The organism is Alteromonas sp. KUL17 (genome assembly GCF_006538305.1).
In the GTDB taxonomy this organism is placed as follows: domain Bacteria; phylum Pseudomonadota; class Gammaproteobacteria; order Enterobacterales; family Alteromonadaceae; genus Alteromonas; species Alteromonas macleodii.
On record NZ_BJKJ01000010.1, the window covers coordinates 35,937 to 60,479 of the forward strand.

A 24,543-nucleotide genomic window follows, 5' to 3' on the forward strand; every position below is an offset into this window, starting at 1 on the left:
CATGCTTAAATCTATAAGTTTGCATCTTGATAATGAAGAGCGACAAAGTGCTATCGAACTGAAAGCCGCACCTCTCATTCAAGAGCAATTGAGAAAGAATAAGGTAGCGTTCAGAACATATGCGCCCAATATTTACTCTCAGATAATTGACGCGAATAGCAAAAATCATTCTTTGTTTTGTAACAAGAATGGTGACTTAAATATTGTTGACTTAAAAAATGGTCGGGCGTTTTATGGCTTGGCTCCATCGAGAGAAATAAAAGAACAATGTTTTGAGTTATCAAGTAAATGCTTGTGTGTTGATTTGCTAAATGGTGAAAGCGGAGGTCAGATACGGATGCCAAAATCAATACCCCTTATAGCAGTATTGGGTATAGGTATTGGAAAGCATATAGAGTGGCTTTTGCAGAATTATTCGATAAAACACTTGGTGATATTTGAGCCAGAGCAAGACTTTTTTCTGGCTTCACTTTCTTCGATTGACTGGCATGCTGTACTTCGTTTAGCGAAGATAAAGGGTACTGCGATCTATTTCCAGTTGGGTAAAGATGGAAGAGATCTATATGTTAATATCGAAGAGCTTCGAGAGCACTTTTCACTAAACTCTCTTTTCATATTTAAACACTACAATCACTCTGTGTTTGATCAATTAACGGTTGAACTGGAGATAGGAACTTGGCGAGATTTTCGCGACTGGGTGTTTAGAGAAAGTGACCAAGCCCAGATGAATAATTATATACCGCTATGGACACAAAGCCTGAATTCCCAAGTTTGGAGTCAAGATAACTTGGATCATGAACGGTTCGAAAGGAATTTAAATGCTCTTAAAACTTATTTCCCAGCAGTTCACACAATTTTCTGTAAATACACTCCTTCAGTTTGGCACCCAGTTGGAAATAAGGCGGGGGAAGTCAACGTAAAGCACCATAAAACTGGAGCCTATTTTTGGGGCACTTCGCCAAGAGAAGATAGTGAGCTCAGCTTTAACAAGTTTGCAAAGACGCCTAACAAGGATGGTTTAATATTGGGCTACCATGGTAAAAAATTAAGTAAATATCTGCATTACCAAATGGTGGTTAAATGTGACGAGACACTCAAGTCAGTTGAAGAGTCTATCGGAGAACTCCCCTCTACGGTCAAATCTATTATTGTATTTGGGCTCGGTATTGGTTATCAAATGGAAACTCTGTCATTCCATCGTAACGTGAGAAACTTGTTTATTTGTGAGCCGAATAGCGATTTTTTCTTCGCCTCACTATACGCTGTTGAGTGGGCAAAGATTTTTGAAAAGGTTGCAGAGGAAGAAGGTCGTATTTACCTAAATATAGGGGACGATGGAACAAATTTGGTCGAAGACTTTCTAAGAAAGTTTCACACCTTTGGTCCTTTTTTGTTAGCCAACACTTATTTTTACCAAGGTTATTATAATACTTATTTCAATGAATCCATTCATAAGTTAAGGCAGCAACTTCAAACCTTGATTTCTATGGGGGATTTTTATGACCATGCTAAATATGGCATTACGCATACCTGCTCTGTTATTAAATCAGGCGTTCCAATTCTTAACAACCAATCAAAAGATGTACTCTCCTCGGAATTGAAAGACGTTCCAGTATTTATAGTGGGTAACGGTCCTTCTTTAGATAGACTTATCCCAGTTATTAAAGAGAGTGCCCATAAAGTGATTATTATTTCATGTGGTACCGCTCTGCAAACTCTACACCGACATGGTATAGCGCCTGACTTTCATTCAGAAATAGAGATTAATCGTTCCACCTTTGACTGGGCGGCTAGAATTGGTGATTTAAATTATCTTAAACGAATTTCCCTAGTTAGTTGCAATGGAATACACCCTGACACTTGTAACCTATATAAAGATTCTTATATCGCATTGAAAGAGGGGGAGGCGTCTACGTCGATAGTATCTGAGTTGTTTGAAAGCCAGCATTTCCCATTGCTGAAATATGCATATCCCACAGTAGCGAATTTTGCTATGGATTTAGTGAATAGCTTTGATTTACGACAAGTGTATTTGCTCGGTGTCGACTTGGGATTTGTTGATGCTAATTATCATCATTCTAAAAAGTCTGCTTACTATGACGAAAATGGAATAGCGAGGTTTGACTATAAGGAAGACAATGATACTTCCTTTACCTTACCGGGAAATTTTCGAAAGTTTGTCTATTCAAAATTCGAATTTAAGGTATCTAAATCCGTATTAGAGCAGTCTTTGAATTCACGATCGGATATATATAATTTAAGTGATGGGGCAAGAATAGAAGGGACAACGCCTTTAGCTTTTGAAGACGTATTGGTGCTCAGTAGTGAATATAATAAACAGCAAGCAATTTCAATAATAAAAAGTAAGGGTTTTACTCCACTTGAGTATAGTAAGTTTCAAAAACTGTTTAATGCTAGATTTAATCATGATGCTTTAATTCGTGAGTTTAGGCAACTTTTGGCCTTGAGCGACATAGAAGTTGATACACGAGAGCAAGCTGAGACATTTATAGAAGCTATTCGCGATACGCTGGTTGAATCTTATAAACGGAAGGTTAGCCTTTTATTTTTTCTTATGAATGGTACTCTCAACTATATTACAAGTGCATTTAATAAAGCCCTAAATGTCAATGATGATTCAAATATGCTAGTCATATTTAATGATTTGAAGTCCCATTGGGCCGATACATGTGAAGATATATTGCGCCAAATTAAATACGACTTCGACAGTTTAGACTTTATTTCAAGTTTTGCTCACGAAAGGATAAAAGTTTTTTTACCTATGATGCTACAGGCACAAAATGTTAACTTCACTCTGGTTAATAAAGCTAAGCAATTATTTCTCGATGATACACTCGATTTATTGGGTATTACCAAAGGTGTTACTCATTCTGCAGAACTCTATGGTATCGTTTTTGGAGAAACTAATGTTACTGAAAACTACGCTCGTTTATGCAGAATTATTAGTGATGAAACTCAGCTGAAACCCGCATTAAAAAATGCTCCTGCCCATGAAACTATCGTGTTTCTGCCGGGAGACTTTCGTCATGAAGCCTGCTCACCAATTTGCAGTGATGTAAGCCGCCTTAGGGCTGCCATTTTGAGTTTAACTGGCAGTAGTTCTGTTAAGCTCGTTCTACCTAAACTAATTATCGATAACGTCACGCAAAAGGTTTCTGATTATTATGATATCGAAACGCTTAAACACTATTTCGCCTATGATGGTGGAACATTTGTCGCGTTTTCTAATAAAAATTTGAAAGTAGATGAAAAGCTATTGTTGAATGGCGAAAGATATAAGTTTATTCCAGAATTGAGAGATAGGGATTTGGTTAGGATGACCATGAGTTTAGATAAGCAGCAAGACAGAAAAAATGTAATACTGTCGACCTTCACATCAGAGAGAGCCTTGAATGGTTAATTTCAACAATAAATCTATACTTATTACCGGTGGTACAGGCTCTTTTGGTAAACAATTTGTGAGTTACCTACTCGCTTCAAGCCAACCTCGTAAAGTTATTATTTATTCTCGCGATGAGTTAAAACAATATGAAATGCAGCAGCATTTTGATAGTGAATGCATGCGCTATTTTATCGGCGATGTTAGAGATAATGAACGCCTAAAAATCGCCATGCGAGACGTAGATTATGTGGTTCACGCTGCTGCATTGAAACAAGTCCCCGCGGCTGAATATAACCCTAATGAATGCATTAAGACCAATATAAATGGCGCTCAGAATGTTATCGATGCTTCCATTGAAAATAATGTTTCACGTGTTATCGCGCTATCTACTGACAAAGCTGCAAACCCAGTCAATCTCTACGGTGCTACAAAGTTGGCATCGGATAAGTTGTTCGTAGCTGCTAATAATATCTCAGGCGCCCATGGGCCCCGTTTTTCAGTGGTACGTTATGGTAATGTAGTGGGCTCAAGAGGCTCTGTGGTTCCTTTTTATCGACAACTTTTAGCGAAAGGAACTGTGCGGTTACCAGTTACCCATCCTGAAATGACACGCTTTTGGATTACTTTAGATGAAGGTGTTGAATTTGTAGTTAAAAACTTTTCTCGGATGCAAGGTGGAGAAATTTTTGTCCCCAAAATACCTTCAATACGAATTTTAGATCTCGTAGAGGCGATGAGCGGAATTACCGACTTTGATGAGATAGGTATCCGTCCCGGTGAAAAGCTTCACGAAGTTATGGTGCCGGGAGAAATGGCGCATCATACCGTTGAATTTAGAGATCATTTCGTCATTGCGCCAGCCATAACTTTTTTCGACAAAGACTTAGATTATACCAAAAATAAGGTAGGCGAAATTGGTAAGCCAGCGGAGGAAAAGTTTGAGTACCATTCTGGAACTAACCCCCACTTTCTATCGGTAAGCGAACTACAAGCTTTGGATCAAGCAACCTTATGATCCCGTATGGAAAACATACAATCGACGATGATGATGTGGCGGCCGTAACTAATGTGCTAAAAAATGCGTTCCTGACGCAAGGAAGACAGGTCCCCGTCTTCGAAAAAGCACTGTGTGATTTCACAGGTGCAAAACATGCTGTAGCAGTAAATAGCGGAACCTCGGGGTTACACCTAGCCTGTATTGCTGCTGGGGTGAGTAAAGGGGATATTGTCTGGACTTCGCCTAACTCATTTGCTGCATCAGCAAACTGTGCACTTTATTGTGGCGGAAGTGTTGATTTTGTCGACATAGATCCACTTACTCGAAACTTGAGCGTAGACGCTTTAACGCGCAAATTGCAAGAGGCAGAACGTCTCGAACGTCTTCCAAAAGCGCTGGTGCTCGTCCATTTCTCTGGAAGTAGCTGCGATATGAAAGCGATATCCCAGTTAACTGGCCACTATGGCATCACACTTATTGAAGATGCCGCCCATGCATTAGGAGCCAAAGATGCCGCTGGCAACTGGGTGGGCGGCTGTCAATTTTCAGATATGATGGTAACCAGTTTCCACCCTGTAAAATCTATAACCACTGCTGAAGGAGGCGCGGTTCTCACCAACGATAAATCGTTAGCTGACAACATTCGCCTTCATGCTAGTCACGGGATCACTAAGCAACCTGAGCAGTTTTCAGAAAGTGAACGTCAGCAACCATGGTTTTACGCGCAACAATCATTAGGGTTAAATTATCGACTTAGTGATTTGCATGCTGCTTTGGGCATTAGTCAGCTTAAAAAGCTGCATAACTTTGTGGAAGCTCGACGAGAAAAGGCCAGAATTTATCAAGATGCATTAGCGTCACTACCAGTAAAGTTACCTTTATTTGATGCTAACAGCGCATGGCACCTATATGTTATTGAGTTAACCGAACACGACCGTACCGCGGTTTTCAACCTTTTACGTAGCAAAGGGGTGGGCGTCAATGTCCATTACATCCCAATTTATCATCACAGTTACTATAAAAAACTCGGTTTTTCGTCGTCAGATTATCCTTGCTGCGAAAAATATTATGCTAATGCGCTCACGCTGCCTTTATATCCTGCTTTGACGGCCGATATGCAAGTTGAAGTTATTAACATATTGCATGAGGTGCTTAGTTGAAAATAGCGGTGATTCCAGCTCGTGGGGGCAGCAAGCGTATTCTTGGTAAGAATATACGGGAGTTTGCGGGTAAACCTCTTATCGCTTATTCTTTAGCGGCAGCCAAAGAGAGCCAATTATTCGATGAAATTATCGTTTCTACCGACAGTGATGACATTGCAAAGGTTGCGCTAGAGCATGGTGCTACTTATATCATTCGTCGTAATAATGAACTGGCCAATGATCATGTCGGCACATTCCCAGTTATTAAACACGCTATTAAGGAATATCAGTCTGCCGTTGGCGAAGTTGATTACGTCTGCTGTATCTATGCTACGGCGCCATTTTTATGTGCAGATCGCTTAAAAGAAGGCATTTGGCGGCTCGTATCAGATACAAAAAAATGTTTCGCTTTCTCGGTAGCCAGTTTTGCTTTCCCTGTTCAACGCTCAATTCGTTTGTGCGATGGAGGGGTTACTCCAGTTCAACCGGATAAAATTGCGATGCGCTCGCAAGATTTAGAAGAATACTACCATGATGCGGGGCAATTTTATTGGGGAACTACGTCCGCATGGCTAGACAATAAAGCTACATTCGCGCCACACAGTATTCCAGTCATTCTACCAAGATACCTAGTCCAGGACATTGATACCCCTGAGGATTGGGAACGTGCGGAACTTATGTACCGAGCTTATAAATTATCGAGATAGTAAGCGTTTGCTTACCTCAAACCGTTTACCTCGTGGTTGCGCTATTGGAGAAATTCATAAATGATCCCTCATATCAAGATTGGCAATAGATATATTGGCGCCAACTATCCCCCTCTTATCATTGCGGAATTAAGTGGTAATCACAATCAAGATTTATCGCTTGCTGAGCGTATGATAGAAGAGGCCGCCCTGGCCGGTGCTCATGCAATTAAGCTGCAAACCTATACTGCAGATTCTATGACACTTGATGTGACATCGAGTGATTTTACCATTAAAGAAAAAGACAGCTTGTGGGCAGGGGAAAAGTTGTATAGCCTTTACCAAAAGGCGGCAACACCTTATGAGTGGCATGAACCCTTATTTGAACGGGCGAAAAGCTTAGGCATGCTCGCGTTCAGCTCACCCTTTGACACCGAAGCGGTTGATTTTTTAGATGGGCTCGGGGTACCTTGTTTTAAAATTGCCTCCTTTGAACTCACCGATTTACCGCTTATCGCTTATGCTGCGAGTAAAGGTAAGCCGCTTATCATGTCAACGGGGATGGCAAGCCTCAGTGAAATAGAAGAAGCAGTCAAGTGCGCAAAAGCAAATGGCTGTCATGACATTATCCTGCTCAAATGCACAAGCACCTATCCAGCCAGCCCAGCTAACACCAATTTGATAACTATCCCTCACATGCGGGAGACTTTTGCGTGCCAAACGGGTCTCAGTGATCACACTGGTGGTATCGGAGTAGCAGTCGCCTCTGTTGCTTTTGGTGCAAGTGTTATTGAAAAACACTTCGTATTAAGCAGAGAGGGCGGGGGGGTAGATGCAGCTTTCTCTATTGAGCCCGACGAGCTAAACGCATTAGTTGATGAAACCGAACGTGCCTGGCAAGGGGTAGGGCAGGTTTGTTACGGCGGTTCAGACGCAGAGAAAGATGCCAAACAGTACCGCCGCTCAATATACATCAGTCAAGATGTTAAGAGGGGAGAGGTGTTTAGTGCAGATAATTTAAAGGTAGTTAGACCCGCCCATGGCATGGCACCTAAACATTGGGATGAGGTTATAGGAAAAACCGCTAAGTGTGATTTACCCAAGGGGACAGCATTAGACTGGGAACATATTGGACAATGAACGAAATGCTGTTTTGGGTAGAAGCCTCGCCAGAAGCCGGTATTGGTCATTTAATTAGGTGCATTGCGCTCGCCCAAGCGGCGCGTTTGAAAGGTGTTCAGTGCCTGTTTTTATTAAATGAAAATGCCCGAAAAATTGCATTAACGCAACATGATTGGGAGTTCCCAATCATCGCCATAAAAGACAGTGATGATACAGCGCAAATAACAAAGTTAATACTAACCTCCCCCCCTGATGTGTTAGTGGTAGATGGGTATACTCTACCAGTAACTGTACTAACGGATATTCGTCAAAGTATTAAATCTATTGTAGTGCTTGATGATGGTGAACTACGCCTTACCCCCTACGCTGATGTGGTGATCAATGGCGCCTCAACAGAAAATGACAGTACTTATCGGCAACAGCGAAACAATGTATATTGCTGCACTGGTAGCAAGTACCGTTTGTTACGACAAAACTTTTTAGCTATCGACATTAAGCCAGTTGCGTTGCGCCATGGTATTGTCATTTGTTTTGGCGGCAGTGACCCTGCGGCATTGACCATTCCATTGCTAAAAGCTCTAGATAAAACGGCTACACAAGTACCCGTGAGGGTGATAACTGGAGCTGCTAACCCAGACCATAAAAAGATTAAAAACCTGTGCAGCAAATTGCGGTTTCCGGTACAACATATTCATCAATGCCAAGACATGGCACAAGCGTGGGTAGATGCTAAGCTAGCCATCAGTGCTGCAGGTGGCAGTCAATTTGAGTTGGGGGTGTGCAATACGCCTTCAATATTAGTCAAGGTTGCCGAAAACCAACACTCAGCGACCCAAGTTGCGCAAGCACAGGGATGGTGCCGAGCTGTTGGCAAGGATATTGATATCAATGAGCTAGTAGCAATGGCACTCGCGTTATATTCGGACGAGAAGACATTGACCGAAATGCAGGCATGTAGTCAGGGGAAATATGATGCATTAGGCAGTGAGCGGGCGATTGATGCCATAGTAAAGGTGTTTAGTGCTTCAGATAACGACAAAAACTAACAGGCCTATCATTGTAGGCTATAAGGTTTCATTAGAGCCAATAAGTGAACAGCATCTAGCGCAAGTGCGATGCTGGCGTAATAGTAGCTATGTGCGAACCCAAATGGTAACAGGCAGCGTTATCAGTAAGGCCGAGCATGAAGCTTGGTTCGAAAAAATCAACAAGGATCCATCTCAGCAACATTGGATGGTTAATTACAAAGACACACCGATCGGCGTAACTAATGTTAGAAGCCTAACCGGCGAGCCCATAGGTAATGAAAAGTCCCTAGAACCAGGACTGTATATCGGCGAGCCAAAGTTTCAAGGAAATATCATCGCGTTTAGCCCCTCTTTGGCCCTCTATGATTATTGCTTTAATACGTTGGGTATTAACTCTCTGATAGCAAAAGTTAAATATACTAATGATGCAGCTTTAAATTATAATAAAAAGCTAGGTTATAGCGTTGTGCAACAAGGCGATATGGTTTCGTTAGCATTAGAGCCTAAGGATTATGAACAATCTACTGTCATGCTTAAACGTTTATTGTCTCGATAATTAAAAAGGATGAAAGAAACGTGAATAATAGCGAAAAATTAGTGCAAGTATTCAGCGAGGCGTTAGGAATAGAGAGCGAGGTAGTAGTCGATGACCTCCAATACAATACTATTAAACAATGGGACTCTACAGCGCATATGGTGCTAGTGTCAGAACTAGAGGCTGCTTTTGATGTAATGTTAGATACCGACGATATTATTGACATGAGTTCGGTTGGGAAAGCTAAAGCTATATTGGGTAAATATGACGTTACCTTCTAGCTCACCAGCGGTTGCTAACTATTCAGTGTTGGTCACCGGTGCCACGGGCGCCATAGGACGGGCAATCGTTCAGGCGCTGTCTTTACAAGGCCTCACTGTCTTTGCTGGAGGCCGTGACAAGACAGCCCTCGATGCCTTGGTCAAGAATACACAAGGGAGAGTCATCCCGCTTAATTATGACGTAACAGATGAACACGCAGTAAAAGCCATATTTCGCGTCATTCAAAAAGTACAAGCAGACGAAACTGTGGGAAAATTTGTGGGGCTTGTGAATAACGCCGGTGTGATGAAAGCATCACCATTAGTTATCACCAGTAAGTCAGATTTACATCAACAGTTTAATGTTAATTTCTTTGCCGCGTATCAACATATGCAACTGGCAAGTCGTTTAATGACGCGCCATAAGCAAGGTGTTATCGTTAATCTGTTGTCGCAAATTGGGGAGCAGGGTAGCCAAGGGCTAAGTGCATATAGTGCAAGTAAGGCAGCACTTACTGGCGCAACAAAATCACTAGCAAAAGAATTGGCACCGCTAGGTATACGAGTTAATGGTGTCGCGCCTGGCTTCATAGAAACTCCCTTAACAGATCATTTTAGCGACCAGGAAAAAAGCGAGATTAAAAACAGAATAGCGCTCAAAAAATTAGGTACTGCGGAGCAGGTGGCCCAGGCTGTAGCATTCTTAATGGATGAAAGGTCTAGTTATACTACAGGGCATATTCTTCCCGTTGATGGGCTATTTCAGGTTTAAACAGCGGGTGTGCGAGGGGAGGAGGGAACATTGAGCTGGTTAGCGTCGTTAAAAACATGGGGCAAGAATACCGCAATTTATGATAACGGCCGTATTGTTTCTTATTTAGAACTCAGTGATTTAATTGATGCTAATTTCCTGCGTCTGAAAGCGCTAACGGAATCAGAATCCAATAAAAGCGCTGTCACCACTAACCTGGATCGTCCACTTGTAATGTTAAGCATGGGTAACTCGTTAGTGAGTGTGGTGCATTATCTTACCTGCCTAAGCGCCGGTTGGCCGGTAATACTAATTAACCCTAAATTAAGCAACGATGCTACGAATAGTTTGCTGAAGGACTATCGGCCAAACTTTCTGCTGCGAGAGTCTCAGATAGATGTGTTATCACTTACCCAGCACAATATAGCGCAATCGCTAGCGGTAATTATGATGACTTCTGGTTCGACCGGAGGGGGGAAAGGCGTGGCGCTATCGGCCTCAAATATTGAGGCCAACACCAACAGTATTTGTCAATTTCTTCCCATTAATAGTAGCGATATTGCACTAGCTTCCATGCCACTTTCCTATTCTTATGGTTTATCAATATTACATACGCATCTTGCAAAAGGTGCATGCACGGCGCTTACATCATTCACTGTGATGGACAGAGAGTTTTGGACATTGTTGGAAGCACTCCCTGTAACATCGCTTGCAGGGGTGCCGCATTGGTATGACATGCTAATTCGTCTTCGTTTTACCCGCAGGCATCTTCCTCACCTCAGGTACTTTACCCAAGCTGGAGGTCGAATTTCAGAGAATATCGCAAAAGCATTAAGTGAATTTTCCGAAAAAAATGCAAGTCCGTTTTACCGTATGTACGGTCAAACAGAAGCAACCGCAAGAATAGCATGGTTGCCACCAGAACTGGCAGGCGTAAAGCTAGATTCCATTGGCAAGGCCATCCCAGGCGGCGAGTTATGTTTGAAAGATGAAACAGGACAAGTTATCAAAGGCGCTGGAGTTGAAGGGGAACTGCATTTCAAAGGTGAAAATTGTATGCTGGGTTACGTGAATAATATAGATCAATGTGCCTCATTTTCACCGCTCACTTCATTGGCTACAGGCGATATTGCTAAGCGCGATGAAGACGGTGATTATATGATCGTGGGTAGAATAAAACGGATTATTAAACTTCTCGGCGAGCGCATTAACCTCGATGGGCTGGAGGCCATGTTTTGTAGTAAGCAGCTAGACGTAAAGTGTTGTGGCAATGATAGTGTTCTGTACATTTGTTGCCAACCAGACAATAAGGCTAATGTAGATGCTCAGTGTGAAGTGCTACTTTCAATACCGCCATCGTATTTTAAAGTGGTTAGCGTGGCTCAGTGGCCTTTGTTGCATAATGGTAAAACGGACTACGTGGCGTTACAAAAACAAGTAGAAGGTATTCTTAATGACACCCCATAGCGCTTCTGACTACTTAGCATGCTTTGAGGCCCTTCTTGAACAGAATATTTTTGCGCTACCCGCAAAAGACAAGAAAAACCTTTTATTACCCGTATTAACAGCCTTACATGAACACCATAAAAGACATTGCGTCGAATACCGGAATATTGTCGGAGAAACACCTTTAGCCGTGAATAACGCTACTTCGCTGCCTTATTTAGCTGTGCGTTTATTCAAGCAATTTTCACTATCCAGTGTGGCGCAAGACGAGATATTTAGAGTGCTGCAATCATCGGGCACCACCGGGCAAGTACCTGCTCGGGTGGTATTAGATAAGGCTACCAGTGCTAGGCAGAGTAAGGCTCTGGTAAAAATAATGCAGAGCGTTTTGGGAAAGCAGCGTTTGCCCATGTTAATAATCGACAGTCCATCTGTGCTTAGCGATAAAGCGTTATCTGCAAGGGCTGCAGGTATCCAAGGCTTAGCCTTTTTTGGCCGTAAACCTGTCTACGCGCTTAATGATGATATGAGTCTTAATCTAGAGGCCATTCAGGCTTTCCAAGCGCAGCATAGTAAGACGCCAGTACTGTTATTTGGCTTTACATTTATGGTTTGGGAATACTTCGTTCACGCCTTAAGGGTTAACAACTTAAACTTACACCTTCCTCATGGAAAACTGATTCATAGTGGAGGCTGGAAAAAGTTAGCTCATAAGCAGGTGACTAACCGTACCTTTAAGGCTGAGTTAAACCAACTCTGTGGTATTACTCAGGTACACAACTTTTATGGTATGGCTGAGCAAGTGGGTACGGTTTTTCTAGAATGTGAAAAAGGTGTACTTCATGCCCCCTTATTAGCCGACATTATCATACGCGACCCATACACATTAGCTGAACAAACTATGGGGGAGCCCGGGTTGATTCAGGTGTTATCTTCGATACCCAGCAGTTACCCAGGATTTAGTCTACTGACAGAAGATTTAGGCCGTATTTTAGGGGAGGATAGCTGTAGCTGTGGTAGAAAAGGGAAGTTTTTCGAAGTTTTAGGCCGACTGCCTAAAGCAGAGGTCCGTGGCTGTAGTGATACTCAGGTGTGAAAATGACGATATCGATTTTAGCCCCAATTACCCAATCCGCGTTTTTAGAAGGTACTACACACGGCATTCACGTAAACGAGCTGCCCATTTGGGCTCATCACCCGCTGCCTTTTTTTAGCGAGGTAGCGGTGTCATTTCTTCACTCATTTTCACGCATGTTAATGCAAGATAACGCGTGTAAAAATGTTAGTGAGCTCGTTGCATTAGCCTTCTGGTTACGACAGGCAAATATTAAAAACTATCGCCCCAAAGCGAGTGAGCACTACTACAAAGCGTTAGGCACCTTGGTTCATTTTACGCCTTCCAATGTGGATACTATGTTTGTGTACAGTTGGGCATGTGCCTTATTAGCCGGCAATAAGAGTATAATTCGGGTGTCCTCTCGCGACTCGAATGTGCAACGTCAACTATTTAAAGTACTGAATGAATTACTGCAAAAGCCTGAATATCAGGAGATTAGCCGAACAAATTTATTTATTACTTACGATCACTCTAGCCCCTTGGGTAGTCATATTACTCATCACCTTTGTGGGAAAGCTGATGGTAGGGTGTTGTGGGGAGGCGATAAAAGTGTAAATAGCTTACGCGCTATTCCATGCCCGCCTCGATGTCGTGATATCAGCTTTTCCGATCGGGTTTCCATCAGTATTATAGACGCAGATGCAGTCTCCACCGATAGCGAAGCATACACTGCATTGCATGGTCTTCTCACCTCTGTGCAAGTGTATAATCAGCAAGCATGTTCTTCACCGCGTATACTATTTTGGGTGGGGGATTCGGATAGTTTGGACAGGTTTTTATCACGCCTGCATCAAGATGAGATGGTGAAACTGAGCAATCAATATGACCCTGTTATTACGCAACGTAATGAACAGCTCGTTGCTGCTCAGTCTCTTCAATTGTCTCACCCTAATGCGAGGGTTAATTACTATGCTGATTTATGTGCAGTTGAACTAGAGGCAATTGGTAGTGAAGACTTGCGCTTTCATTCGGGACATCAAGTTGTGCTGTGTCAATGCGTATCATCATTAGATAGTATTGCCAGGCAGATTACACCAAATGTACAAACCCTCAGTTATTTCGGTGTCAGTAAAGCTGCGCTTATAAAGTTTATCGAAGCGCCGTCGATAACAGGGATAGACAGAATTGTTCCATTGAGTGAGGCGCTTAACTTCGCGCCTGAATGGGACGGGTATGAATTATTTAGCCAAATGGCACGTCGCGTGGTGATTAAATGAAGTTATCGGTATTAGTGCCAGCTTACAATTTAGAAAAATACATAAAAGAGTGTCTGGTCTCCTTGTGTGAGCAAGTCACCGACTTCGATTTTGAAGTTGTTGTTTGCGATGATGCATCGCCAGATAACACCGCCGGAGTTATTCGTTCGTTAGCGTTAAAATATCCAGTGATTCGCCCGATTTTTAAAAAACAAATGGCGGGTTAGCGGCGAACATGAAAACCTTGTTGGCAAGTGCCAAAGGAGACTATATTGCCTATGTAGATGGCGACGATGTTGCCTTACCTGGTAAGCTACAAAAGCAAGTGGATTATCTTGATGCTCATAGTGACTGTGCCATGATTTATCATGAGTCGGATATGTTTGACTCTGACACCGGCGAAACAATCAAAAAATACAGTCAAGGACACTATAACTGGTCTCAAATACCAAAGCATTCAAATATTACCCATCTCATTCGATACGGCACTTATATGCAAGCGAGTGCGGTAATGTTTAGACGGCATAAAAATCTGGTCGATACCGTTTTAGATGAATGTAAAATAATTCTCGATTACCCTTTTTATATTATGAATGCTGGCTTCCTTGATGCTCGCATTGACTTTATCCCTGCCGTGCTTAGTCGCTACAGAATCCATGAAGATAGTTTTGGTGGGCAAACTCAAAAGAGCGTACGGCGGCGGACCCAGAGCTTAAATGACATCATCACAGCCTGTAAGACTGCATCGATATTCGAGATTGATAAACAAGTGATTGATGCTGGCATAGCGCATCACCAATTCGCTGCTGCTTTGTATTTTCTTTTTCGCGCTAATGATGAGCAATTTAAAAACCTTATTGAAACATCTGCGAAGGAGAAGTTGTTTTTTAATCACCGCCATAAATTAGTATGGCAGCACAGTGGCAACCCTGAAAAGCTGCGTAAAATGCTGGCAAGCCACTCATGAAGCAGCCAGATATTATCGTCGTTGGTTCGGGCTTCTCTGGGGCTGTAATGGCAGAGCGGTTAGCCAGCCAAAGCAATAAACGGGTACTCATTCTTGAACAGCGGGCGCATATAGGCGGTAACTGTTACGATTACAAGAACGCCGATGGCATTCTTATTCATCAATACGGGCCCCACTTATTTCACACGAATAAACAGCATGTTTGGGAATATCTGTCCCAATTCACTCAATGGCACCCCTACGAACATGAAGTGCTAAGTAGCGTAGAAGGCAAACTCGTTCCGCTACCCTTTAATTTAAATACCCTTGATGCGCTCTATCCACAAGAACAGGCAAATGAAATAAGCAAGCTCTTAATTAGCCACTTTGGTGAGGGGGCGAAGGTGCCTATTCTTGAGCTAAAACAGAGTGAAGAACACCTTCTTCGAGAGCTAAGCGCTTTAGTGTATGACAAGTTCTTTGTTAACTACACTGTAAAACAATGGGGATGTAAGCCTGAAGATATTTCACCGGAAGTGACTGCAAGAGTACCTGTGGTTATTTCCAGGGATAACCGCTACTTTAATGATCCCTATCAAGCTATACCAGCCCAAGGGTATGCTGCACTATTTGAGCGTATGCTTGCACATGAAAATATTGAGGTTCAGTTAAATTGTGATGCTACAAAGCGTATAGCACTTGATAGTGCAAGCGGTAACATCTTGTTTGATGGGGCAGTGTTTCACGGTAAGTTAGTCTTTACTGGCATGTTAGACGCGCTATTTGGCTACATCCATGGTGATTTGCCCTATCGTTCTTTACGCTTTGATTATGAGCATGTGAATGTGCCTTTTTACCAACCAGCCACAACGGTGAATTACCCTAATCACGAAGCTTACACCCGAATCACTGAATTTAAACATATTTTACCCGTAGAAACACCGAATACGGTTATCGTGAAAGAGTATCCTCAGCAATTTGATCGCTTTGATGATAACTGCAATATACCCTATTACCCTGTTTTTAATGAGGCCAATATAACAGCTCATGGGGCCTATATAGCCTGCACCCAAGGGTTTAAGCAGTTAGTTGTGTTAGGACGGTTAGCCGATTACAAATACTACAATATGGACGATGCGGTTAATAATGCGCTGGCGTGCTATCAAAAGTTAGCCTCACTCGATGATTAGCCTTTAAGTTACGATCTTAACTAAAGAAAATAGCAGTCAGGTCGATAAATACTCACTCTACGTTAAGTTTGTATGCACTCCATGGTCGATATTTGTAGCTTAAATGACAAGTACAATAATGTAGCTGGCGAAGACATAATCCGTAGTATCCTCGCTGAAGCTAAAAAGCCTATTGCGACTTCTAAGTTTGGCCCTAATGCTGAATCGTTTATTAAGTTGTTATCGAAACTATCACCGACATTGCCGATTATTTGGATTGATGTGGTTTTTGATAACCAGGCATTTCGTGAAAATATGCACTCACTGAGACAACGTTATCAGCTAAACGTAATTACACTATGTGCTTCTTTAGACGAGATTAACAAATATGAGTCAGGGAAAATTCCCCCCTATGATTCGCCAGCATTTAGCGTTTTTCAAAAAACGCTAAAGGTGCAGCCATTCGAGCGCTTCTTAGCAGAATATCGCCCTGACTATTGGTTAACCGATATTAGGCAAAACGAGTCAGACGCAAGACGTGAATTAAATATTTTTGACCTGAAAGGTACAGGAACAGTAAAGGTTGCTCCCTTTGCACGTGATACTTCGTTGAAACACACTCAATATAGGCAAGCAACAAAGCATTTTAACGATGTTTGCAAACCTAGTCTCAATCTTGAGTGTGGATTACACGGGCTTTAGTCGAGAGACAACTTACCCGTCTTACCTAAAGTAAGCTTGTGAAAAAGTATTCACAATATTTTCTACCACTTCTGGCCTTACATGACGACCATCTGCTTCGTACACGTCTTTACCAAACGTATATTCAAATGATGGCCAATAAAAGACATGTTCTTTATACTTCTCTATCATTTCCGCTGCGCACGCGCGTAAGGTTGCTTTGCTCGTAAGGTTTGCAACGGTTACGTCTTTTCCTGAAAATGTCTTACCTAGAGGAACCGGTGACACGGTTAAAAATATACGTACATTTGGATTAAACGCGAGCAGCGTAGCTATAGTTTGCGTCAAATAGGTTTTATTTTCCTCATAGCTTAATGGGTGGTAAGAGACAGTATCCCATTCAGGATCGTGGTCATTCACTGGGCATTTGCAAACATACAAGCCGTTGTTCTTATTTTTCCATGCCTCGGTCAATCCTAAGGTAATGACTACCACATCAGACTCTACAAGACTGCGTCTAATTTCGTTAGATATTTCAGCGCTAAAAGACTGGATTCGATCGGGGGTAGCAGCGTATACATCGCGACGATAGGGATCTTGATAAACAATGTTTTGCTTTAAACGACCCGCGAAGTAATTGACTGGACTTTCAATTTTTAAAAAGTCATTTTGCTCGTAATGGTGCCCGTGCAAACATCGCGTAATCTCCTGCGCAATGCTCGCGGTGGTGTAATACGCCAGAGTATCCTTCTCTGGGTATTTTCCAAATACGACATCTGGACCTAGCTGCAAATTAGTGTAATCAGGAGAGACGTTAAAGCCCTTTTCTTTCAATCTCTTCCTTATTTCTATAGCGAAACAACTGCCAATGGTAAAAACTTTTGCGGTCTTAGGTAAGGAAAATTCCGGCGTTACTGAAACCATTTTTCCAAAATCTGCTTCATCCCAGCGGTTGGATACAGATTTAGTGATTTTGAGTCTGTTACTGTTCACTGGTGATATCCTCTATTTATTTGGTTTTACGTTGCAGTGCTATCCAGCTGGGTAATGAGTACTTCTCATAGATACTCATATCGAACATTGGAATAAGGTATTCCTTAATTATCACTTCAATGTGCCTCTCTTCTTTTTCGCTCTGTTCATACAAAGAAAAGTCGTACATTTCTTTATAGAATTCACTATTTTTGAGGTTTTTTTCTTTATTAGCTAACGTCCATCTCACATCGTCAAAGGCAATGACGCCGCCTTCTTTAAGTAGCGGCATGCATGCAAACGCCGCAGGGAAATCTGTATACATGGTGTGATGACCGTCTAAATAAATAACGTCGAACTTGCGGCCGAGGCGTTGTAATCTAATTAGGTTATAGAGGTAGGTGCCTACGCTATTCCCAATAAACTCTAAATCAGTGACGCCCTCTTTCGTGAGTGTGGCTTGGTGTTCATCACATACAGTTTGAAAGTCTAACCCTGTGTATTGGATATTTAATTTTTTCAATAGCTTGGCTCGCTCAACGCGGACCTTTGGACCTAGCCCGATTTCTAAGAATGCACCGTTTTTTGCTTCGTGGAGCAACCCTTGGAGCATTTTTTCTAGTTCTAGTCTGTGCCCTTTTTCTAAATTATAATGCTCAGGAAAGTATTCTTGAATTTGTTGCTCTGAAATCATGTAAAACCTATTTGCCTTAGCCATTAATTTGTTATCGGCTTAACCCTGTCAACCCTTATAAATATTTGCATATAACTCTCTAAGTTATGGCGTGTTTCCCTTTCGTTCTGGTGTATATATGTCGATATCACGTAATGCTGCAGATGCTTTCTCATTAGTCATAAACATCAGGCATTTACGTAGTGATAAGGGTAAGCACTCAATAGCCGATTTCACTTTTGAATAAGTATATGAGGTACTTTGCATGTTTAAAGCATCTAAACTGGTTTCCACCGAGTACAATACTTCTGGGACCACCATTAAATCTAACTCATGTAACATAATGGCTTGCGTTACATAGGCGTGGAGTATGCCATGAGCAATGTTGTATTCGTCGAATGGACCTACATTTTCATATAGAGTTTTGGAAAAGAAAATAATTTCTCTACCATAGACTCGATTGTCGATAACTTGATGCCCTACATCACCGCCGATAGGGATGGATAATTTGGGTGGCTGATTGCTCTTATCTTTGTCGTAAAACCTGAAAAACGATGTACAAATATTGTCACTTGTACTAAGCGCGCGCTTTATTAAAGGGGCACAGTTGGCTTCAAAAAACGTATTATTATAATTGGATACCACAAATAGGGTTTCATTAGACGTGCTAACCAGATTATTTAAAATTGCCCCGAATGTACGGCCATCGGCTTGTTCTATTTTGAGATTAGGATTACTGCCTAATCGGGATAGCTGATTGTCGTTAAGGTCGATATGGCAAACCAGAATCACTTGTTCAAATTGGGTCAGTTGGCTGTAATGCTCAATCGCTTCTTCGCAGGGATATTCTGCTAAGTTTACAATGCATGCAACGGTTGGTTCATCGGATTGATAGGGTGGCGTTAAGGATAGCACCTCTCTAAGGCGTGTAACATTACCAGCATCGCAAAGGTAGTTGTGGAACTGATACCAGGTTTCAATATTTTCTTGGTTATCAAAAGCAGGGATCGCCCGCGGTTGACCAGATGAAATGATCCGCTTCAATTGATAGGTTAGGGCATCAACTTCAGGTTTAACTAAGCTATTACTGTGCGATGAGGTAGCAACCAATTCGCTTGTTCCACCCACGTCTGTGGCGAGAAAGGGAATGTCAAAGACAAGGGCCTCATAAACCGTCATAGTGGAGTTTTCAATAAGCGAAGGCATCACCGCAATATAGTTGTCAGAACATAGGAAGTTTATTGCTTCAGGTTGTCCCTTATCAGTGATAATTTGAATTGGCGATGGCCAGCACTTGGCTCTTTGTTCTATGTAGGAAATAGGACTTAATTGGGGCGCGTGAGCAAGCACACCTTCTTTGCCTAAAAATGTGATTGAAGTTGGTACTTTTCCTGCGTCAATGCATTTATCCATAGCATCACAAAACAGTTCTAATCCTTTGCGCGTTTCGAGACGCCCAAAAAACACAATGTTTGATGTGTCGGTGTCTGCATTTCGCTTGTCTTTAATATCAAGGAAACTAAAGTCTACGATGTTCGGCTGTACGAAGACTCTTTTGTCAGGAAGCTTGTAGCCCACGCTCTCCATAAATCTTAAAAGGTGCGCGCTACCACCTACCACCATATCAGCCCATTCAATACACTTTTGTTCTAAATGCATAACAGAGTAAAGGTTGTGGTGGTCGATGCTTTGCATCTGATAATGTCTATTCCAAATATGCGGTGAAGATGCTTTTACCACAAACAGCGTGTTTTCAAACGCTAACCCTAAGCGCTTTGCCATCAATGCGTAGTAAGCTCCACCACGCCATTCTGAGGTGTGTACTAAATCAAAGTTCTGTGTTCTTAGCCATTGATAAAAGCTCAAACAGCGACCTTGCCAGGGGTGGGATGCATGTTCGAAAGGTTCAGAAGGCCACTCAAGATACTTCAAGGTCACCCCTTTTGAAGCGTAATGTTGCTGCCAGTATTCAGGAGATTCTTGTTGTACTCTATTACCCTTCAGTAACATAACAGTGACACTGTGGCCTTGCTCAGCGAGGCCAATAGCAAGGTGATAGTATGTGCTCGCGATACCCCCATTTCTGACAGGCCCTAAAATTTCTTCACTTGCAATACAAATGTTGAGTGGTCTTGCCTTATTGCTACTACAAAAGGTGGTTAAATCGGAAAATGGCTGTACCTGGAAATTATCTTTTTGCATTGGAATTCCTCATTCGTCACTAAACAGTAGTAGGTGGTTTTTCTACTGACCAATGACACTTATCCGCTTCTTTTAGGTATGTACTTACCGTATCTGGGTTACTAAACCTCTGTAGCACATCCCATGAATTTCTCTTGATGTAGGTAGAATGAGGGATATGTTCAACTTTGATATCCAAAAAGTTAAAGATTGAAGCAAATCCCTCGTACTGACTGAGCGTGACATACTCGATACTCAAATATGCTTGCTCAAGTGTGTTTAGGGTCTCTTTCTCTAGCTGTATGCGTTTGTTATTTCTGGTCAAAAAAGCAGAAAATTCATCGCTATCGAATTGCACTGTGTCTGTGTGAAAAGTTTCGCCGGATTTAATATGGGCTTTGCCAGACTTTTGCGCCTGTTTAGCTGCCCCGTATACCGCTAGCATATTATCTCTGTATAAATGAATGACCTTAGTGGGCGAACGAGCTACCAGTGAATGTAAAAAACCTTTGTCTTGCAGGCTCATAAGTTTGAACCCAACAAGGGCTTTATCACCATGCAGTTTCATTAATGAATCAAAAAAAGCTAAACGGTTGTTTTCGCGATAGTCTCGTGACAGAAACTTTTTATCCAACCCCTTCTGCACACTTAATTCAAGCCACTCAGGCACATCATCAAAGGCTCGAAACAATTCGGGAAAACAATAACTTCCCTCTATTTGAGAAAGCACGTCTCTAAGCATAGTGCTGCCGGTTCGCTGCGAGGTGTAAATAACGAAGGGCTGTGTCATAAATCGCCTTTTTGGTGCCTGTATTCGATAAAAAATATAAACGTAGATTTAAACTCAACTTGGTTAAACGCAGATGGCTTCCGGTTAGCTAAGCAAAAGCGAACCCACTTTTCTTTAAATGCGTAAAACTCGTCCTTCTGCGTTTTTTCGAAGGCATCGAAGGCTTTTTGATACACAATGGCAGCGTGTTCAAAATCAGGCGCGAAGACTTCTCGAGCATAAATCACGTGACAAAACAGGGTCAACTCTTCATCACTTAAGCCTACCCCAAATTTACGGTAATATTCCCTTAACACTAACTTGGTTTTTTCCTCCATACGGTGGGCGTATAAACCTGTTACTGACTGAGGGTGGATTCGATAATCTAAGAGAACTTCAGGGATGGCGAGGATCTTTTTGCATGGGTTGTTCAGGGCAAAATGTGCAAGCCATGCGCGATCGATAATGAAGCGGTACTTATCACTATAGGGAAGGTTAATTAAGTCAGTGGTTCGTAACATCCACGTTGGATGACAAAGAGCCGTTACTCCGTTTGCGATTAATGCTCTCGAGAAGTTGTCTTCTTTTCTGTAGTGCCAGACTTCGCTTTTGTCACCGAAAGTTTGCACCCAACAACCAACCACACCAATGCTTGGATCTTGCAATAGGGTGGTTAACTGGCGCTCGAATCGTTTTGGTCGGCAGATATCATCGGCATCCATTCGAGCAACAAAATCGCCTCTAGCATGAGCGACTAACGCATTTAGGCATTTTGCCACTTTTTGATTTTCTGAAGAAAAAAAACGGATACGTGAGTCAGTTTTCGCATAGCTCTCAACTATTTCTAACGTTTTGTCAGTCGAACCATCGTCTAAGATGAGTAGTTCAAAATCATTGAAAGTTTGTGCCAGCACAGATTCAATTGCCTCGCCAATGAAGGATTGAACGTTATACGCGGGCATCAAAACAGAGAGTTGAGGCATGATATTAGACTCTTTTTTCAACGGGACGATCGAAAAAATACTGCGTGTTTAACTATTCTGTGTGATAAACCATCGCCATGTGGCTGTTAAACCTGCCTCAAGAGACATCGCTGGTGAATAGGCAATTTCCCTTTTCGCCTTAGAAATATCACAGTAGGTATGCAGAATTTCTCCATTACGACTCGGCAAATACGATGGGGTTATGGTGCGCTTTGTGACAGAACTTAAGGTGTCGACCAGTTGGTTCAAAGAGGTTGGAATACCTGTTCCTAATTGGTATACGCCAGACACTTCTCGTTCTATCGCGTTAACAATGCCTTGGCATAAATCTTCAGTAAAAACATAGTCGCGGGTCTGGCTACCATCGCCATAGATTGAAATCGGCTCATTATTCAAAAGTGCTCGGCAGAAGGTAGCCACAACACTGCCTTTATGAAACGAAAGCGGACCATAAACATTTGAAAACCTTAAGTTAGCGATTTTCATGTCATAAAGGTGAGAAAATGCAGAGCAGTAACCTTCTTGAGCTAGCTTGGATGCGCCGTAGGGGGACAAAGGCTTAGGTACCATTTCTTCATGAACCGGGGATGGGGCCTCCCCTAAAATAGCGCCCCCTGTGGACGCACAAACCAGTTGCTTTACTCCCATCTTTCTCATTGCTTGAAGCAACTGAAATGTGGCCACCACGTTGTTTTGGAAGTTCTTATCTGGATCTTCAATAGACTCAATAACTCGAGTGTCAGCCGCAAGATGCACTACCGCGTCAACGTCTTCTAGTGCCTGTTCTAGAGTCGCACTATTTAACATGTCTGCGTTTACCTGCTCCACATCGAACGGTGTAAGCACGCTAAATTTACCAAGAGATTCATTATCTATAACGCGAATAGCAATATCGGTATTGCTGGCTCTAATGAGTGAAATAAGGTTTGAACCAATAAACCCCGCTCCACCTGTTATTAGAAGGCGTTTTATTGATTGCATCATTATTTTACCGCTTTAAGATGAGGGGACGTTGTCGCCTGTTGAGGAACACCTTCTTGGCACTCTTTGTTCCAAAGTGATTTACAAGGGATTCTCTCAATGTTGCAACGATGACCATATTTAGACGTAATGTCTCTGACTTCTGCCATCAAACCTTCATCTAGCGTAATAGGCTCCCAACCTAAGGCCTTAAACTTGTCATTTTTTACCATTAACGCATTATCTGGTGCTTCATTTCTTGGGTTAGGTACAAAGGCAAGCTGTGCACCGGACTGTTTGCTGATTAGATCTGCCAAATCTTTTAGGCAGCGAGTTTCAGCCATCTGATTAAAAATCTTGACTTTTTCCCCTCTTTTGGGAGGGTTAGTTATAGCAAGTTCAACGCACTTGACAGAGTCTTTTATGTGAATGAATGCTCTCGTTTGACCGCCTGTACCGTGCACTGTTAGCGGGTAGCCTAACTCAGCTTGCACCAAGAACCGGTTAAGTACGGTGCCGTAGTCTCCATCGTAATCAAAACGGTTAATAAGGCGCTCGTCAAGCTGGGTCTGCTCCGTTTGCGTTCCCCAAACGATACCTTGATGTAGATCCGTTATACGCAACTTATCGTTCTTGTTATAGAACTGGAAGAAGAGTGCATCTTGTGTTTTCGTCATATGATAGATAGAGCCAGGATTTGCTGGGTACAATATCTCCTGAGGAATTTTGTTTCCTTCTTCGTCTTCCACATAAATTTGAAGATAACCTTCCGGAAGACTCGTACCAGCTGTTCCATAACCATAGACACCCATGGTACCCAAGTGTACAAGGTGAATATCAAGACCACTCTCAACAATAGCATTAAGCAAATTGTGAGTACCACACAAGTTATTCTGCACAGTGTAATTTTTGAGTTTAGCTGACTTCATGGAGTATGGAGCAGCCCGCTGCTCGGCGAAGTGCACGATGGTGTCTGGTTGGTGACACTGAATTAGATCAACAAGTTCAACAAAATCTTTTGCGAGGTCAAGAAACTCAAATTGAATCGTTTTACCTGATACTTCGTTCCAGGCCGCAATACGTTCCTCAATGGAAGCGATGGGCGTTAGTGGGTGCGTATCTAATTCGATATCGATCTTTCGGCGCGAAAGATTGTCTACAATAACAACATCATGACCTTTGTCGGATAAATTTAATGCTGTAGGCCATCCACAAAAGCCGTCTCCACCCATTACTAACACTTTCATGCGCATTCTCCCGCAAATTCTCATCACTTTTAACAGTAAAAGTCTTTCTCTTTATAGTATATCGGCATAGTACATGAAAAACTTTATCAATTTTTCCCCAAGTGTATTTTAAGCATGGAATTTTTTAATATTTAAGAGCTGATAACAGCCGACGCGATTTTAGACCGACTATAAACAAATGAGGTAGCAAATTATTGTTAGACAGGCAGGGCAAGATCGCGAACATTTATCGACCAACTGATTTATCAAGAAATATTACAGCTGGACGAAATATAGTGA

The 24,543-nt window shown here is 42.2% G+C and carries 21 protein-coding genes and 1 pseudogene; 15 read left to right on the plus strand and 7 right to left on the minus strand.

The window, feature by feature from the left end:
- The first annotated feature begins 1 nt into the window (after position 1).
- The 15 genes and pseudogenes from KUL49_RS10690 to KUL49_RS10760 all read left to right on the plus strand — a co-directional run bounded on the left by KUL49_RS10690 (position 2) and on the right by KUL49_RS10760 (position 16,500).
- A complete protein-coding gene (locus tag KUL49_RS10690; protein WP_131137264.1) occupies positions 2 to 3,421 on the plus strand; it encodes a 6-hydroxymethylpterin diphosphokinase MptE-like protein in 3,420 nt (1,139 codons plus the stop codon).
- Positions 3,414 to 4,418 (plus strand): UDP-N-acetylglucosamine 4,6-dehydratase (inverting), encoded by a 1,005-nt coding sequence (pseB, locus tag KUL49_RS10695; RefSeq protein WP_131137265.1) that lies wholly within the window; start codon positions 3,414 to 3,416, stop codon positions 4,416 to 4,418. Before KUL49_RS10690 ends, pseB begins: the two co-directional genes overlap by 8 nt.
- The gene (gene pseC, locus KUL49_RS10700) at positions 4,415 to 5,560 is read left to right on the plus strand and encodes a UDP-4-amino-4,6-dideoxy-N-acetyl-beta-L-altrosamine transaminase (RefSeq protein ID WP_131137266.1); all 1,146 of its coding nucleotides are present in this window, start codon (positions 4,415 to 4,417) and stop codon (positions 5,558 to 5,560) included. Before pseB ends, pseC begins: the two co-directional genes overlap by 4 nt.
- Positions 5,557 to 6,249: a pseudaminic acid cytidylyltransferase gene (gene pseF / locus KUL49_RS10705; protein WP_131137267.1), complete on the plus strand. Its 693-nt coding sequence runs from the start codon at positions 5,557 to 5,559 to the stop codon at positions 6,247 to 6,249. The genes pseC and pseF overlap by 4 nt, the downstream gene beginning before the upstream one ends.
- Before the next feature lie 60 nt (positions 6,250 to 6,309).
- Positions 6,310 to 7,368, plus strand: a complete 1,059-nt coding sequence (gene pseI, locus KUL49_RS10710; RefSeq protein ID WP_131137268.1) for a pseudaminic acid synthase — start codon at positions 6,310 to 6,312, stop codon at positions 7,366 to 7,368.
- Positions 7,365 to 8,396, plus strand: a complete 1,032-nt coding sequence (gene pseG, locus KUL49_RS10715; protein WP_131137269.1) for a UDP-2,4-diacetamido-2,4,6-trideoxy-beta-L-altropyranose hydrolase — start codon at positions 7,365 to 7,367, stop codon at positions 8,394 to 8,396. Before pseI ends, pseG begins: the two co-directional genes overlap by 4 nt.
- Positions 8,371 to 8,934 carry a GNAT family N-acetyltransferase gene (locus tag KUL49_RS10720; RefSeq protein ID WP_131137270.1) on the plus strand — a complete coding sequence of 188 codons (564 nt, stop codon included), beginning with the start codon at positions 8,371 to 8,373 and terminating at the stop codon, positions 8,932 to 8,934. The genes pseG and KUL49_RS10720 overlap by 26 nt, the downstream gene beginning before the upstream one ends.
- A 20-nt stretch (positions 8,935 to 8,954) precedes the next feature.
- Complete coding sequence (locus KUL49_RS10725) at positions 8,955 to 9,194, plus strand: acyl carrier protein (protein ID WP_131137271.1); 240 nt, start codon at positions 8,955 to 8,957, stop codon at positions 9,192 to 9,194.
- Positions 9,178 to 9,945 (plus strand): SDR family NAD(P)-dependent oxidoreductase, encoded by a 768-nt coding sequence (locus KUL49_RS10730; RefSeq protein ID WP_131137272.1) that lies wholly within the window; start codon positions 9,178 to 9,180, stop codon positions 9,943 to 9,945. Before KUL49_RS10725 ends, KUL49_RS10730 begins: the two co-directional genes overlap by 17 nt.
- A 30-nt stretch (positions 9,946 to 9,975) precedes the next feature.
- A complete protein-coding gene (locus tag KUL49_RS10735) occupies positions 9,976 to 11,391 on the plus strand; it encodes an AMP-binding protein (RefSeq protein WP_131137273.1) in 1,416 nt (471 codons plus the stop codon).
- Positions 11,378 to 12,466 (plus strand): acyl-protein synthetase, encoded by a 1,089-nt coding sequence (locus KUL49_RS10740; protein ID WP_131137274.1) that lies wholly within the window; start codon positions 11,378 to 11,380, stop codon positions 12,464 to 12,466. Before KUL49_RS10735 ends, KUL49_RS10740 begins: the two co-directional genes overlap by 14 nt.
- 2 nt (positions 12,467 to 12,468) lie before the next feature.
- Positions 12,469 to 13,704, plus strand: coding sequence for an acyl-CoA reductase (locus tag KUL49_RS10745; protein ID WP_131137275.1), 1,236 nt, complete (start codon positions 12,469 to 12,471; stop codon positions 13,702 to 13,704).
- A pseudogene (locus tag KUL49_RS10750) lies at positions 13,701 to 14,650 on the plus strand (glycosyltransferase family 2 protein). Before KUL49_RS10745 ends, KUL49_RS10750 begins: the two are co-directional and overlap by 4 nt.
- The gene (gene glf / locus KUL49_RS10755; RefSeq protein WP_131137276.1) at positions 14,647 to 15,819 is read left to right on the plus strand and encodes a UDP-galactopyranose mutase; all 1,173 of its coding nucleotides are present in this window, start codon (positions 14,647 to 14,649) and stop codon (positions 15,817 to 15,819) included. Before KUL49_RS10750 ends, glf begins: the two are co-directional and overlap by 4 nt.
- 72 nt (positions 15,820 to 15,891) lie before the next feature.
- Positions 15,892 to 16,500, plus strand: a complete 609-nt coding sequence (locus KUL49_RS10760; RefSeq protein ID WP_131137277.1) for a phosphoadenosine phosphosulfate reductase family protein — start codon at positions 15,892 to 15,894, stop codon at positions 16,498 to 16,500.
- Positions 16,501 to 16,521: 21 nt separating this feature from the next.
- Here the strand turns inward: KUL49_RS10760 and KUL49_RS10765 are convergent, their stop codons facing one another.
- From KUL49_RS10765 to KUL49_RS10795, 7 genes are all read right to left on the minus strand, one after another.
- Positions 16,522 to 17,472 (minus strand): GSCFA domain-containing protein, encoded by a 951-nt coding sequence (locus tag KUL49_RS10765; protein ID WP_131137278.1) that lies wholly within the window; start codon positions 17,470 to 17,472, stop codon positions 16,522 to 16,524.
- A gap of 16 nt (positions 17,473 to 17,488) precedes the next feature.
- Positions 17,489 to 18,145, minus strand: coding sequence for a class I SAM-dependent methyltransferase (locus KUL49_RS10770; RefSeq protein ID WP_165477898.1), 657 nt, complete (start codon positions 18,143 to 18,145; stop codon positions 17,489 to 17,491).
- Between the two features lie 84 nt (positions 18,146 to 18,229).
- Complete coding sequence (locus KUL49_RS10775; protein ID WP_131137280.1) at positions 18,230 to 20,326, minus strand: glycosyltransferase family 4 protein; 2,097 nt, start codon at positions 20,324 to 20,326, stop codon at positions 18,230 to 18,232.
- 19 nt (positions 20,327 to 20,345) lie between these two features.
- Positions 20,346 to 21,095, minus strand: coding sequence for a hypothetical protein (locus KUL49_RS10780; protein ID WP_131137281.1), 750 nt, complete (start codon positions 21,093 to 21,095; stop codon positions 20,346 to 20,348).
- Positions 21,092 to 22,057, minus strand: a complete 966-nt coding sequence (locus KUL49_RS10785) for a glycosyltransferase family A protein (RefSeq protein ID WP_131137282.1) — start codon at positions 22,055 to 22,057, stop codon at positions 21,092 to 21,094. The genes KUL49_RS10780 and KUL49_RS10785 overlap by 4 nt, the downstream gene beginning before the upstream one ends.
- A 48-nt stretch (positions 22,058 to 22,105) precedes the next feature.
- Positions 22,106 to 23,041, minus strand: a complete 936-nt coding sequence (locus tag KUL49_RS10790) for an NAD-dependent epimerase/dehydratase family protein (RefSeq protein ID WP_207308454.1) — start codon at positions 23,039 to 23,041, stop codon at positions 22,106 to 22,108.
- The gene (locus tag KUL49_RS10795; protein ID WP_131137283.1) at positions 23,041 to 24,264 is read right to left on the minus strand and encodes an NAD-dependent epimerase/dehydratase family protein; all 1,224 of its coding nucleotides are present in this window, start codon (positions 24,262 to 24,264) and stop codon (positions 23,041 to 23,043) included. Before KUL49_RS10795 ends, KUL49_RS10790 begins: the two co-directional genes overlap by 1 nt.
- Positions 24,265 to 24,543 lie beyond the last annotated feature (279 nt).